This is a genomic window from Micromonospora humida, assembly GCF_016901255.1.
Taxonomy (GTDB): Bacteria; Actinomycetota; Actinomycetes; order Mycobacteriales; family Micromonosporaceae; genus Micromonospora; species Micromonospora wenchangensis.
The window spans coordinates 76,940-90,620 of record NZ_JAFEUC010000006.1 but is presented as its reverse complement, the minus strand read 5'-3'; the positions used below and the strand labels follow the sequence as shown (position 1 = coordinate 90,620).

11 protein-coding genes and 1 pseudogene are annotated in these 13,681 nt (G+C 74.0%); 6 read left to right on the top strand and 6 right to left on the bottom strand.

The genetic code is table 11. The annotated features are described in order from the left end of the window. Nucleotides 1-206: 206 nt before the first annotated feature. The 5 genes and pseudogenes from JQX11_RS13770 to JQX11_RS33595 all read left to right on the top strand — a co-directional run bounded on the left by JQX11_RS13770 (nucleotide 207) and on the right by JQX11_RS33595 (nucleotide 4,017). On the top strand, nucleotides 207-1,469 hold the full coding sequence (locus tag JQX11_RS13770; protein ID WP_204925375.1) for a serine hydrolase domain-containing protein: 1,263 nt from the start codon (nucleotides 207-209) through the stop codon (nucleotides 1,467-1,469). Next, nucleotides 1,470-2,159, top strand: a complete 690-nt coding sequence (locus tag JQX11_RS13765) for a VanZ family protein (protein WP_307826177.1) — start codon at nucleotides 1,470-1,472, stop codon at nucleotides 2,157-2,159. A 40-nt stretch (nucleotides 2,160-2,199) separates the two neighbouring features. Then, nucleotides 2,200-2,883, top strand: a complete 684-nt coding sequence (locus tag JQX11_RS13760) for a response regulator transcription factor (RefSeq protein ID WP_204925374.1) — start codon at nucleotides 2,200-2,202, stop codon at nucleotides 2,881-2,883. 55 nt (nucleotides 2,884-2,938) lie between these two features. Then, nucleotides 2,939-3,787 (top strand): annotated as a pseudogene (locus JQX11_RS33065) (sensor histidine kinase); the annotation flags it as partial. 113 nt (nucleotides 3,788-3,900) lie between these two features. Further along, complete coding sequence (locus JQX11_RS33595; protein WP_372444593.1) at nucleotides 3,901-4,017, top strand: hypothetical protein; 117 nt, start codon at nucleotides 3,901-3,903, stop codon at nucleotides 4,015-4,017. Nucleotides 4,018-4,035: 18 nt separating this feature from the next. On the opposite strand, the gene JQX11_RS33415 is transcribed toward JQX11_RS33595, so the two are convergent. Continuing rightward, nucleotides 4,036-6,906, bottom strand: coding sequence for a CHAT domain-containing protein (locus JQX11_RS33415; protein ID WP_204925373.1), 2,871 nt, complete (start codon nucleotides 6,904-6,906; stop codon nucleotides 4,036-4,038). A gap of 53 nt (nucleotides 6,907-6,959) precedes the next feature. On the opposite strand from JQX11_RS33415, the gene JQX11_RS13745 reads away from it, so the two are divergent. Then, the gene (locus JQX11_RS13745; protein WP_204925372.1) at nucleotides 6,960-7,328 is read left to right on the top strand and encodes a hypothetical protein; all 369 of its coding nucleotides are present in this window, start codon (nucleotides 6,960-6,962) and stop codon (nucleotides 7,326-7,328) included. A gap of 832 nt (nucleotides 7,329-8,160) precedes the next feature. On the opposite strand, the gene JQX11_RS13740 is transcribed toward JQX11_RS13745, so the two are convergent. The 5 genes from JQX11_RS13740 to JQX11_RS13720 all read right to left on the bottom strand — a co-directional run bounded on the left by JQX11_RS13740 (nucleotide 8,161) and on the right by JQX11_RS13720 (nucleotide 13,678). After that, nucleotides 8,161-9,765 carry a serine/threonine-protein kinase gene (locus tag JQX11_RS13740; RefSeq protein WP_204925371.1) on the bottom strand — a complete coding sequence of 535 codons (1,605 nt, stop codon included), beginning with the start codon at nucleotides 9,763-9,765 and terminating at the stop codon, nucleotides 8,161-8,163. Then, nucleotides 9,762-10,616: a protein phosphatase 2C domain-containing protein gene (locus tag JQX11_RS13735; RefSeq protein WP_204925370.1), complete on the bottom strand. Its 855-nt coding sequence runs from the start codon at nucleotides 10,614-10,616 to the stop codon at nucleotides 9,762-9,764. Before JQX11_RS13735 ends, JQX11_RS13740 begins: the two co-directional genes overlap by 4 nt. Then, the gene (locus JQX11_RS13730; RefSeq protein ID WP_204925369.1) at nucleotides 10,613-11,290 is read right to left on the bottom strand and encodes a vWA domain-containing protein; all 678 of its coding nucleotides are present in this window, start codon (nucleotides 11,288-11,290) and stop codon (nucleotides 10,613-10,615) included. Before JQX11_RS13730 ends, JQX11_RS13735 begins: the two co-directional genes overlap by 4 nt. 127 nt (nucleotides 11,291-11,417) lie before the next feature. Then, on the bottom strand, nucleotides 11,418-12,539 hold the full coding sequence (locus JQX11_RS13725; RefSeq protein WP_204925368.1) for a polyprenyl synthetase family protein: 1,122 nt from the start codon (nucleotides 12,537-12,539) through the stop codon (nucleotides 11,418-11,420). After that, entirely contained in the window at nucleotides 12,536-13,678 is a 1,143-nt protein-coding gene (locus tag JQX11_RS13720; RefSeq protein WP_307826176.1) for a DegT/DnrJ/EryC1/StrS family aminotransferase, read from the bottom strand. The genes JQX11_RS13725 and JQX11_RS13720 overlap by 4 nt, the downstream gene beginning before the upstream one ends. Between the last annotated feature and the right edge of the window lie 3 nt (nucleotides 13,679-13,681).

Below are 13,681 nucleotides of genomic sequence, written 5' to 3'. Positions count from 1 at the left end.
TGCTTTACTAGCACCCTAGTAAAGCAGTAAGGGGCCGGTCAACACCGCCACACCGGCCGCAGACCGGTCGGCCGGCGGTACGCCGTATCGCGGACGTACCGGAAAACGCATACGCCGGTGCAACGTGCCGGCGTCTTGACTACGGCCATGAGTTGGAGCGCACCACCGTCAACGCACGAACCGCCGACCAGGCAGGGAGCGTGACCATGAACGCGGATCCCGTACGGGGTGTCGACCGGCGGAGGCTGGTCACCTGGGGTGGCATGGCCGCCGCCGGGTTGGTGGCGGGTGCGCCGTTGACGGCTGCCGGCACCGGCCACGCCGGGCCGGCCCGCACCGGCTCGTCCGGGCGCGACCGGGCCCTGCCGGACACCCGGCCAGGCGGGGCCTACGACCGGTACGTGGCCCGGTTGGCCGCCGAGGGCAAATTCTCGGGCGTGGTGCTGCTGTCCCACCGGGGCCGGACGGTGCTGTCCCGCAGCTACGGCATGGCCGACCGGGAGCGGCAGGTCCGCAACCACGAGGGCACCGCCTTCAACCTCTCCTCGGGCAGCCAGCCCTTCCTGTCGGTGGCCGTCCTCCAGTTGGTGCAGCAGGGCAGGGTAGGGCTGGCCGACCCGGTGGGCACCCACCTGACCGGGCTCGCCGCTCCGATCGCCGAGCAGGTGACCATCCACCACCTGCTCACCAACACCTCCGGCCTGGACGCCCCGATGCCGGACTGGCAACGCGTCTTCCACAGCCGGGCGGAGGTGCACGGGTACCACCAGCAGTGGGTCCGGCAGGCGACGCTGACGGGGGTGCCCGGCACCGGGTCCAACGGCCACCTTCCCGGTGGGGGCGTCGGCCTGGCCATGGCCGCGCAGGTCGTGGAGGCCGTGTCCGGCACGACGTTCTGGGACTACGTGCACGGGCACGTGTTCGGGCGCTGCCGGATGACCGGCTCGGCGTTCTACACCAGGGACCAGTGGCTCACCGACGGGCACATCGCGCACCCGTACCTGCGGCAGGCCGACGGCAGCCTGGTCGACGCCGTCCGCAACCTCGACAAGGGCAGCCTCGACCCGAACATCCCGGGCCGCAACCCGGGCCGGGCCTACATCGGGTACGCCTCGGGCGACGGCTTCGCCACCGCACCGGACCTGGTCCGGTTCGCCGAGGCGCTGCGCGACGGCACGGTGCTCGACCGGCCGTACGCCGACCTGTTCGCCGGGGCCAAACTCCCGGGCCCGGTGCCCACCGCGTACGAGGGGTACACGATGCCGGTGAGCATCGTCAACGGCCAGTGGGTGATCGGCCGGGGCGGCGGGGCCGGCGGCATCGGCGCGAACTGGAGCATCTACCCGGACACCGGATGGGTCGGCGTCATCCTCGCCAACACCGACGGCGTACCCATGCTGGACATCTGTCTGCGGGAGGCCGAGGCCGTCACCGGAGCGCCGGTCGGCCCGCCCGGCGGCGGTGGCTGAGTGGCCCGGCGGGACCCCCCGACCCGGACCGTCGTGCTCGCCGGCCTGGCTGTCCTCGGGCTGGCGGGCGCGGCGTTCACCGTACGGCGGCCACTGCTGATGTCCGCCCCGACGTGCCTGGCCGGGCAGTGGCACGGCTGCTACGACACGTTCAACGGGGTGGTGCTCATGACCCTGGTTGGCCTGCCGGTGGCGGCCCTGCTGGTGTGGGCGCTGGCACGGCTGCGGCGGGCCGCCGGCGTCACCTCGGCGTGGCGCAGGTCGCTGGCCGAGGTGGGCATGGTCTACGGGACGGTGCCGTTCGGGTGGATGACCCTGATGCCGGGGGCCGCGCCGGGCGTCGCCCCCGGCCGGGTGAGCCTGGTGCCGCTACGGGACCTGGTCACCATGGGGCCGATCGGGATCGGCGGCAACCTGCTGGTCCTCGCGGCGCTGGGATTCTTCGCCCCGATCCGGTTCCCGGCGCTGGCGTCGGTGCCGCGGGCCCTGGCGCTCGGTGCCGGCTGCTCGGTCCTGATCGAGACCGCACAGTTCGTCCTGTGGCTGGACCGGGTGTCGTCGGTGGACGACGTACTGGTCAACACCGTCGGTGCCGGGCTGGCCGCGCTCGCCTCACGCCGCTGGTGGCGTACCCCGGGCAGGGTGCCGCCCGGCCCCGTGCCGGCAGCGGCCGACCCGGGGCCGGCATGAGCGCGGCGGTGCCGCTGCCCGCCGACCATAGGCTGCCGACGTGCGCGTACTGATCGTGGAGGACGAGCCGTTCCTGGCCGAGGCCGTCCGGGACGGCCTGCGGCTGGAGGCGATCGCCGCCGACATCGCCCCCGACGGCGACACGGCTCTGGAACTGCTCGCCCTCAACCACTACGACCTGGCGATCCTCGACCGCGACATCCCCGGCCCCTCCGGCGACGAGGTCGCCCGACAGGTCGTCGCCTCCGGCAGCGGCATGCCGATCCTCATGCTCACCGCCGCCGACCGGATCGACGACAAGGCGTCCGGCTTCCAACTCGGCGCCGACGACTACCTGACCAAACCGTTCGACCTGCGGGAACTCGTGCTCCGGATCAGGGCGCTCGACCGCAGGCGCGGGCACGCCCGGCCCCCGGTCCGCGAGACCGCCGGCCTGCGGGTCGACCCGTTCCGCCGGGAGGTCTTCCGCGACGGACGCCACGTCGCGCTGACCCGCAAGCAGTTCGCCGTGCTGGAGGTCCTCGTCGCCGCCGAGGGCGGGGTCGTCAGCGCCGAGGAACTGCTGGAACGGGCCTGGGACGTCAACGCCAACCCGTTCACCAACGCCGTCCGGATCACCGTCTCCACCCTGCGTAAACGGCTCGGCGAGCCGTGGATCATCGCCACCGTGCCCGGCGTCGGCTACCGCATCGACACCGGACACCCGGGAGACGGCCGTGGCTAGGGCGCCCGGCCTGAGCGTCCGGCTCAAACTGACCCTCAGCTACGCCGGGTTCGTCATGCTGGCCGGCGGTCTGCTCCTCGGCACCGTGTGGGTGTTCCTGCTGCGGTACGTGCCCGAGGTGATCGACGCCCCCCGGCTACCCACGCCGGCACCCGACAGCTCCCCGCTGCCCGCTCCCACCATGTTCGTGCCGGACCGCTTCGACCTGCTGCGCGCCTTCGCCCCGAGAGCGGTCCAGGTGCTGGCGATCCTGCTGGTCTTCGGCCTGCTGGGCGGCTGGGTCCTGGCCGGCCGGATGCTCGCGCCGCTGACCCGCATCACCCACGCCACCCGGGTGGCGGCGGCCGGGTCGCTGTCCCACCGGGTCCGGCTGGAGGGCCGCCGGGACGAGTTCCGGGAACTCTCCGACGCGTTCGACTCGATGCTCGAACGACTCGAATCCCACGTCGCCGAGCAGCAGCGGTTCGCCGCGAACGCCTCGCACGAACTGCGTACCCCGCTGGCGATCTCCCGTACCCTCCTCGACGTCGCCCGCCGGGACCCCGACGCCGGGCCGGCCGAACTCCTCGACCGGCTGCACACCGTCAACCAGCGGGCGATCGACCTCACCGAGGCGCTGCTGCTGCTCGGCCACGGCGACCGGGGCACCTTCACCCGTGCCGACGTCGACCTGTCCCTGCTCGCCGAGGAGGCCGCCGAGACGCTGCTCCACCTCGCCGAACGACGTCGGACCACCCTGGAGGTCACCGGCGGGGCGGCCCGGACCAGCGGCTCCGCCGAACTCCTGCTGCGGATGGTGACGAACCTCGTGCAGAACGCCGTCGTCCACAACCTGCCCACCGGCGGCACCGTGACGGTCCACACCGGGGCGTCCGGCGACAACTGCATGCTGCGGATCGAGAACACCGGTCGCCGGCTCCCGCCCGAGCTGGTGCAGACCTTCACCGAGCCGTTCCAGCGCGGCACGAACGGGTCCGCACCGACGAACACGCCGGCTTCGGACTCGGCCTGGCCATCGTGCACAGCATCGTCCGCGCCCACGCCGGAACCCTCGACCTCGTCGCCCGCCCCGACGGAGGTCTCACGGTCACGGTCCGGCTCCCCGGCATGGGCCATCCCGGCGGGACGGGGTGACCGGCCGGCCCGGGACTGCTACGGACCGGTGTGGATCAGCGCCGCCCACACCTCCGGACGGTCCGGGTGCGCACGCCGTACCCGGGCGATGGCCCGGTCCAGCGCGACGGCCGCACCGTCGGCGTCCAGGCGGCCCCCCGCCTTCAGCCCGGCGTAGACGTCGTCGGCGACCTGGGCCGCCACCCGGTCGGAGACCGCCCACTGGCTGCCGATGACGTGCCGGAAGCCGGCCATCTGCAACGCCGCGGTGAGGTGGATGCCCTCGTCGGGCAGGTCCCGACCACCGGCCGCGGTGCGGCACGCGGACAGGTAGGCCAGGTCGCAACCGCCGGCCGACCTGCTGCGGGTGGCGAGCCGGCCGGCCAGGTCCAGGACGCTGAGCTTGCCGTCGACCAGGCGGAGGGCGGCGGCGCTGGGCCGCTTGAAGTCCTGGTCGCCGTGGCAGGCGAAATGCGCCCAACTGTGCTGTTCGAGCGCGGTCAGCACGCCCTCGACGGTGGCGCTGCGGCCGGAGAGCACCCGCAGGCCGGGCACGTGTGAGCTGACCGCGCGCAGCTCGTCGCTGACCGCGGGCAGCGGCGCCTGGCCGGGCAGGGTGCCGAGCCCCACCGCGAACGCCTGCGGCGCCCCGTCCGGCGTCGGGGTGGCGCGGGCGCGCAGCAGCGCTGACAGGCTCGGGGTGTAGGACGACACGCAGCGGGCGGCGACCGAGATCCGGCGTCTCGCGGCGAGCGGGGCGCTCGCGCCGAACCGGCCGGCGGCGTGCAGCGGCAGCATCGTCAACGGCCCGGTCGGGCACCACCACACCCGGTGCCGCCGGTCCGGACCGCCACCGAGGATGTCGTCGAGGGCCGCGCAGACGGACTCGCCGACGGTGTCCCAGAGCCACCGTTGCAGGTACACCAGCGTCTGGCGCAGCGCGGCCCGCTCGACCGGCCCGCCGCCCTCCTCCACCGCCCGCTGCACGTCGAGGAACGCCACGGCCCGACGCTGCGCGGTGTCGTGGGACAGCCACGGCAACGGCACGGCGCGTACCCCGTCGGCGGTGACGATGATCGCGTCGCTGCGCCAACGGGACGTGTTGACCAGCACCGCCGCCCCGCCCGCGCAGGCCGGCTGGAGGGCGGCGAACGACGGCGGGTGCAGGAAGTTCTCGAAGCCCGGCAGGCGGCGGGCCTCGGCCGCGAGCTGCTCCCAGCGTTCCGCCAACCGGCGACGGTGACCGGCGTCCTCGGTCCCCGCGTGGTGCGGTCCATCCAGCGCGCCGGCCAGCAGGTCGCGACCCAGCTCCCAGCCGGGACGGGCCGGCAGCTCGCCGACCGGGGACGCCCCGGTTCCGTCCAGCTCCCGACGGGTCCGGTCGAGTTCCTCGGCGAGCGCGGGCGCGACCGTGGCCAGCGCGGACAGGTCGCTGCGGGTCTGCAGGGCCTGCGACCACAGCACCTGACGGCCCTGCTCCAGCAGCTCCACCGCGCGGTGCGGCTGCCCGGCGGCGATGGCCCAGGCAGCCGCGTCACCGGCCAGGCCGGACACCGCGGCCAGCCGTTTCTCCTGCACGGTACGGTCCAGACCCCGCCACGCGAGCAGCGGCAGCAGACCCACGGCGGTGCCGTACGCCTCCAGGGCCAGCTCGGCGTCACCGGCCTCGGCGGCGGTCTGCGCCCAGGTGCGGGCCGCGGTCATCCGGATCCCGACGGCACCTGCCCGGGAGGCCGCCGACGACCGCCACATGCCGACCGCGGCGTCGAGGTCGGCCGGGTCCCGACCGATCAGGTAGCGCGTCCGCAGTGCCGTGCCGAGCACGTTGAGGGCCCGCGCCCGGTCCGGGTGGCCGGGGGAGAATCCGGCCAGCGCGGCCATGCCGGTGTCGACGGCGTCGCTGACCCCGGCCGGGTCGCTGCTCATCCGGGCCCGCACGAGCAGCGAGTGGGCCAGGCTGACCAGGTGGCCGGCCCGTTGGGTGCCGGCCGTCGGCGCGTCGGCGGCCTCCCGGGAGCTGCGGATCGCCTCGTCCAGGTGCGCCGACGAGTTGCTGCTGAGGCCGTGCATGACCAGCAGGGCGCCGTGGGTGGCGAGCAGTTGCGCGCGGACCGTGCCGATGCTCGGCAGGTCGGCGACGACCTGCCGGCTGACCTGGACCGCCTCGCGCAGGTCGGCGTCGTCGTCGCCGTCCAGGTTCACCCAGCGTTGCATCAGCGCGATCGCCAGCACACCGTTGAGGGCGGCCCGGTCGATGTGCCGTGCGGGAATGGTGGCCAGCCCGCGACGGCAGTGCGCGATCGCCTCGTCGAGGTCACCCGGGCTGCCGGTCCGGGCGAACCGGGTGACCAGGCAGAGCGCCAGCAGTTGGTGGGCGGTGAGCACGTGGTCCGGGTCGGTCGACCGGTGCACCTCCCGGCTGAGCCGGACGGCCGTGTCGATGTCCGCCACCTGGCCGAACCTCTCGGAACCGAGCCGGTACACGTTCGCGCAGCGGAGCAGCACGTCGATCCGCAGCGGGTCGTCCTCGCCGACGGCGGCCACCGCGACGTCCGCGTGCCGCTTGGCCAAGGACAGGTCCGACACCTCGCGCCGCTGTTCGAACCGGAAGCCGACGACCATGGCGAGCTGGGCGTTGACGTACGCCCACCACGGATCGTCGGGTGGGGTCAACGCCGTGGCCCTCCCGGCGGCGGCCACCGCGGCGTCGAGCTGCTTCGGGTCCGAGGTGCGGCCCCGCAGCATCAGCACGGTGGAGAGCGCGGCGAGCGCGTCCACCCGGGACGGATCCGCCGCGAGCAGGTCCCGCGCCACGCCCTCGGCCCGGACCAGCCGCGACTCGTCGCCACTGTCGTTGTAGGCGGCGATGAGCGCGTCCACCGCATCGATGGACCGCTCGGACGCTGGCACCGGCTCAGTAGATTCGACGGCGGCTCGGGCGTCAACCGACGGGAGTGTCGTACATGGAGCAACGCCGTCTGCTGGCCTCGTTGTGCGCCGCCGTACCGACCCTGCGCGAACGTGCCGAGGCGGGGGCGTGGAGCGACCTGCTCGACGAACTCCTCGACGAACTGGCCGCCGGCAGGCCGGTGGTGGAGGTCTGCCGGCAGCTCGGCTGGACGACCGGGACCGAGACCGAGCGCAGCATCGGCGTCGGCCCGTCGGACCACGCCGAGGGCGCCCGGCTGGAGGGCCTCGCGCCGGTGGTGCTCGACGGCGACTACCGCTGCCCGCTGCACCGCTGCTCGCGCCGGGCCCACCGGGACGACCGGGGACGGGTGCCGCACTGCGCGCTCGCCGACACGGCGATGACGTACCGGTCCGAGCCATGATCGAGGTGCTGCTGGGCGAGGTCGGACGGCGGATCAACGACCGCTGGCTGACCCGGGCGCTCGGCCCGGCCCTGCTGTGGCTCGCGGTGGCCGCCTTCGCCGTGCTACCGGGGCGTGATGCCGTCTTCGACGTACCCGGGGCGGCGCTCGCCGCCGCCGACACCGTCGACCACCTGCGGGAGCGGGTCGGCCTGGCCCTGGTGGTCGGGGCGCTCGTCGTCGCGGCAGCGGCGGTGGCCGCCGGCTGCGCCCAGGCGGCCGGCAGGGTCGTCCGCCACGTCTGGCTGGGCACCTGGGCCGGCCCGGCCCGCCGGCTGGCGACCGCGTTGACCGCCCGTCGGCGGGCCGCCGCCGCGCGCCGGTTCACCGCACGGGCACGGGTGGTTCCGGCGGTGTACCTGCCGGCCCGACCCACCTGGATCGGCGACCGGATCCGGCTCGCCGACGACCGGGTGGCCGCGCAGTACGGCCTGCGCCTGGGCCTGATCTGGCCGCGCCTGTGGCTGCTGCTCACCCCCGAGGGGCGCACCGACGTGATGCAGGCGCGTGACCGGCTCGACCGGGCCGTCGCCTGGGCCGGCTGGGCGGTGCTCTGTCTCGCGCTGACCCCGTGGTGGTGGCCGGCGGCGGTGCTCGGCGTGACCGTCGGTGTCGTCTCCTGGCGGCGGGCCCGGTCGGCGGCGGGCCTGTTCGCCGACATCGTGGAGGCGACCGTCGACCTGCGGCACCGTGGCCTGGTCGCCGAGCTGGGTTTCCCGGTCGAGCAGGGGCGTCCGCTACCGCCGTCCACCGCTGCCGCCGTCAACGACCTGCTGCACAAGGGTGCCAGCGGTCACGGGCAGTACGACCGGGTCGGCGCGGAGAGCGAGCCGACACCGTACCCGTCGTCGTCGGTGAGGAGCGACAGCCGGGAGCGCCAGCAGCCGGACGACGAGCCGGCACCGTCCGGGTCGAACACCACGTTGACCTGAGGGTTGCCGTCGGTCGCGGTACGGATGCCGATGATCGTCGCGACGGGGAACGGGCCGTTCTTCGTCAGGGTGGCGGCCCGGGCGAGCTGGGTCCGGCTCCGGTCGTCCAGGCGTGGTGAGTCGGTGTTGATCCCGCACAGGAAGCCACGGACGGCGACGACCGAGGACTTCGTCCGGGCGGACGTCCGGTTCAGACCACTGCCCACCCTGACGTCGGTGAAGAGACAGGGCCTGGCCAGCGGAAGGAGCTTCTCCAGGTCGAGCCCGGTCCGCAGGGGCAGGCCGGGATACCGGGTCGCCCCGGCCGCACCGCCGGTGGGCCGGGTCAGACCCGGGATCCCCGTCGGCAACGGGGGATAGGACGGCTGCCCGAGAAGTCCCGTCGGGAGAACCGGCCTGGTCGGGTAGGGCCTGCCCGGGGAGTCGTCGTTGCCACTGAGCAGGCCGGCCAGCACCGCGACCGCGGCCAGCGCCGCGACGGCCAGACCCCAACCCCGGCCGGCCGGCCGGGCGACGGCCATCGCGGACGCGGGGACGACGCGGCGGACCGGGTCCGGGCGGGTCGGCTCCGGGCCGTTCGGGGCGGTGGCGGCCCGTTGTGGCGGTGCCGTCGGCGGGGTGCGGCGGATGCTCCGCTCCAGGGCGTCCGACCACTGCTGCGGGGCGGGCCGCAGGTGCGGGGTGGGGTCCAGGCTCCGGCCGGCGAGGGTGACCAGGTGCCGGTCGAGTCGCGGCCGGGCCGCCTGCGGGTCACGGGTCTGCTGGTCACCGGCGAACAGGCGCACCGCGAGCAGCCCGAACTTGTACGCGTCGGTGGCGGGCGTGGCCAGCTCCTCGGCGTCCGCGTCCGGCACGTGCCACTCGGGGGTCTCGGCCTGCGCCAGCACCGAGTCGCCGTGCAGCCGCATCGCGTCGCAGTCGATGAAGTAGCACCGGGGCCGGGAGTCGAGGCTGAACAGCAGGTTGTTCGGTGACAGGTCGCCGACGCAGATGCCGAGCCGGTGCAGCAGGGTCAACGCCTCGCCGGTGTCCCGCAGCAGTTCCAGACGCATCCGGTCGTCGATGTGCAGCCCACGGTCGAGCAGGTAGTCGTCGCTGTTCAAGAGGTACTGCACCTGGGCCAGGACGGTGTCCGGTCCGCGCGGCAGTTGGATGCGGACCCGGAACCGGTCGGGTACCCGTGGCATCAGGAACCCACGGACCACGCCCTCCTTGCGGACGATCGCGGTGGGCCAGGCGGCGAGACCGAGCAGCGTCTCCGCATCCGGGCCGGCCCCGGCGGTGAGCCGGACGAACCGGTTCAACGTGGTGACGTCGACGTCGTCGACGAACCGGGTCGCGTACTCCTTGTAGACCCACCGGGGGTCCTCGGTGAGGGCGTAGACGGTGCCCTGGCCGCCGGTGCCGATGCGGGTACGCGGGCCGAGGGCGGACAGGCTCACCTCGGGTGGCAGCGGGCCGGTCATGACGGCTCGGGCGGCACCGGCCAGACGGCCAGCACGGTGCGGTCGTCGTCCCACGACCCGCCGGTGAAGTCGAGCATCCAGGCGAGTCGGGTCATCGCGGGAGGCGTGGTCAGCGCGTCGCCGAACAGCCGCCCGAGGTCCCCGGTGCCGTGCCCGAGCGGCTCGGCGAAGCCGTCGGTGGCCAGTACCAGCACGTCGTCCGCGGTGAGCGTCACCGTCACCGGGTCGACCTCGGCGGGCACCCGGGGCAGGGCGGCGACGCCGTCCGGGAGCAGTTCGCCCCCAGGGTCGGCCGGGTCGGTGAACAGTGGCTCCCAGGTGCCGTCGCGCAGCCGCCAGGCGGCCGAGTCGCCGACCCGGACCAGGTGGGCGACCGCCCGTCCGGGGCCGTCCGGCCGGACCAGGGCGACGACCACGGTGCTGGCGAGCAGCGACTCGGCCCGCTGCGGATCGGTCTCGCCCAGTTGCCGTCCGGCGTACTCGACGAGCGCCCAGCCCGCGCAGCGCAGCAGGTCGTGCCAGTCGACGGGGTCGTCGGCGCGTTGCAGGTAGTCGACGACCGTCCGGCACACCATGGTTGCGCCCAGGTGGGACAGCGGGGCGTTGGAGACCCCGTCGGCCACCACCGCGATCACCGAACCGGCCGCCGTGGCCAACGCGAAGTCATCCTGCCGGGGTACGCCGGACGCCCGGTGGCCGGGCCCGCGCACCGAGGCCGCCCGTACCTCGAAACCGGCCGCCGCCCAGCCGTCGGCCACGGTGTCCGGCCGGTACGGCTGCGTCTGCGGGGCGTGGGCCGGCACCTGCGGCCCCGGCACCCCGATCAGCGGCGGCGTCCAGTCGAAGCTCACACCACGTCCACGGCCATCCGGAAGCTGTCCGGCCGCTCCACGACCAGCTCTGCGGTGTCACCCCCGACGGCCTGCCCCGACCTGATGACGCTGCGGGTCAGCGCGGTGCAGAACTCGGCGATCGCGAAGCCCACCTCGACCCCGGGCGTGGCCACGAACGCGAACTCCGGCCGGGTCGCCACGTGCAGGATCGTCTCGGCCCGCGCCTCACCGATGCCGCACGCGATGATGTTCGGTGCGGTCGGGGTGCGCTCCCGGTCGGTCAACTCGGCGTAGACCGGCTCCCACTGGCCCGGGTCGGTGGGCTGCCCGTCGCTGAGGAAGAACACCGCCGGCCGGTGCACCGCGAAGCCCTCCCGCTTGAGGGCCCGTACATCGGCCGGGATCCGGTCGACCAGCAGACGGAACGCGGCACCGTAGGAGGTGCCGGCGCGTACCGACAACTGCGGCAGCGCCGTCTCGTTGCGCAGGTCGGACAGGGCCGAGTGGACGATCACGTCCTCGGAGAAGCCGATTATCGAAAATCTGACCTTGGCCGCCGCGAGGGGCTCGCGCAGCAGGGCGTCGTGCAGCGACTGGAGTCCGGCGTTCAGCTCGCCCACCACCGGTGTCATGGAGACGGACTCGTCCGCCACCAGGTAGACCGGCAGCACCCGCCCGGCAGTCTCCGCCATGCGTACCCCCAACCGTCGTCAGTGGACGGCTTCAACGTAACACCGTGCGTCTATGTGGCGGTGGCGGTGCGCGACGTGCCGCCCCGCCGGGTCGCCGGGCGGCGGCGTCGAGCGGTGTCGAACCCGCTCACCAGCGTCGTTGCGTCGCGCTGACCGCCATCGCGGCGAGCCCACGACGACCGTGGGACGTGGCGTCGCTGGCCTCCAGCACGGCGAGGGCCCGCCCGGTGCGGCGGGTGATGTCCCGCTCGACGTGGTCGACCGCGCCGATGTCGGTGAAGATGCCCCGTATGCTGCGCAGTTCGTCGGCCGTGAGACTGGTGCCGATCCTGGCCCGGAGGTAGGCCGCAGCGGCCGGATCGCGGTCGTCGGCGAAGCGCAGGGCCGTGGCGAGGAGCACCGTCCGTTTGCCCTCGCGCAGATCGTCGCCGGACGGCTTACCGGTCAACTCCGGGTCGCCGAAGACCCCCAGCAGGTCGTCACGCAACTGGAAGGCGATGCCGATGTCGACGCCGAACGCCCGGTACGCGGCGACGAGACCGGCACCCGCGCCCGCGACAGCCGCGCCGATGTGCAGCGGTCGCTCAACCGTGTAGGCAGCCGTCTTGTACCTGTCGATCCGTAACGCCGAGTCGACCTCCTCGTCGTGGCCGGCCTCGGCCCACAGGTCGAGCAGTTGGCCGGCCAGGACCTCGGTGCGCATGGCCGACCAGACGGGGCCGACCCGTTCGTACGCGTCGGCCGGGAGGCCGGCGTCGCGGATCATGTCGTCGGCCCAGCCCTGGGCCAGGTCCCCGGTGAGGATGGCGCTGCCGGTGCCGAACGACTCCGCGTCACCCGGCCAGCCGTGGTGGCGGTGGTGTTCGGCGAAGGCCACGTGCGCGGCGGGGTGACCGCGGCGGGTCGGTGAGGCGTCGATGATGTCGTCGTGGATCAGCGCCGACGCGTGGAGCAGTTCGAGCGCGGCACAGGTGTGACGTACCGCCTCCGCGGTGGGGCCGGCCTCGTCGCCGCCGGCACCGATCCACCCTAGCCAGGCGAAGGTCGGCCGTACGCGTTTGCCGCCGCGCAACACGTGACCCTCCAGCTCGGCGACGGCGGTGGCGAAGCCCGGCCCGATCGCGTCGGCCTCCGCCCGGCGGTCGACGAAGAACCGCCGCAGCACGGCGTCGATCGCCTCGGTACCCACGGTCGTCCCGACTGCCGGACCGGCGGCCCGGTGCTCCACGACGGGTGGACGGGTGTTCACGCCGCTCCCGCCCGGGTCCGGGTGTGCAGCGCGGTGCGCAGGGTCGCGACGACCCGTTCCACCTGGTCGGGGGTGAGTTCGGCGTGCATCGGGATGGCCAGGTTGCGCCGGGCGAGGTCGGCGGAGACGGGGCAGTGCTGGCTGCTGGCGTAGACGGGTTGCCGGTGGCTGGCCCAGGTGCCGTGACCACAGCCGATGCCGTGCGTGCGCAGGGCGGTGGCGACGGTGGCGCGGTCGACGTCCGGATGCAGGGTGACCAGGTAGGACTGCCAGGCATGGCTGCGGTCGTCGGGTACGTGCGGCAGGGTGACGAGGTCCTCGTCGGCGAGCAGGTGGGCGTAGTGCGCGGCGACGGCACGGCGGCGTTCGAGGAGTTCCTCGATGCGGGTGAGCTGCACCTGGAGGATCGCCGCCGCGATGTCGGAGAGTTTGTAGTTGTAGCCGATCTCGGTGAACTCGGGAATGGGGAGGCCGACGACCTGGGCCTGGTCGAAGATGCTGCCGATGCCGAACGAGGAGCGCAGGCGCGCGTCGACGGCGAGGGCGGGATCGGTGGTGAGCAGGGCGCCACCCTCGCCACTGGTGATGCCCTTGCGTCCGTGGAAGGACAGGCACGCCACGGGGGCCAGGGCACCGGCGGGTCGACCGCGGTAGGTCGCGCCGATGGCGCAGGCGGCATCCTCGACGAGGAACAGCCCGTGACGCCGGGTGAGGTCGTTCAGCTCGTCGTAGTCCGCCGGCAGGCCGAGGGTGTCCACGGCGATGACACCGACGGTACGGGGGCCGATCAGAGCGGCGACGGCCTGCGGGTCCACGGTGCCGGTGTCGGGGCGTACGTCGGCGAAGACCGGGGTGGCGCCGACGTAGCGGGCGGCGTGGGCGGGCGCGGGGAAGGTGTAGTCGGCGACGATCACCTCGTCGCCCTCGGTGACGCCGAGGGCGAGCAGTGCCAGGTGCAGGGCGGCACCGCAGTTGCTGACCGCGACCGCGTCGGCCACGCCGTACCGGCGGGTGAGGTCGGCTTCCAGGGCCTTGCCACTCGGTCCCTGGCCGGCCGGCCAACCCGAGGCGAACACCTGCGCGACCGCGGCCAGTTCCCGCTCGCCCAGACTCGGTCGGACCAGAGGAATCGCGTCCACTCT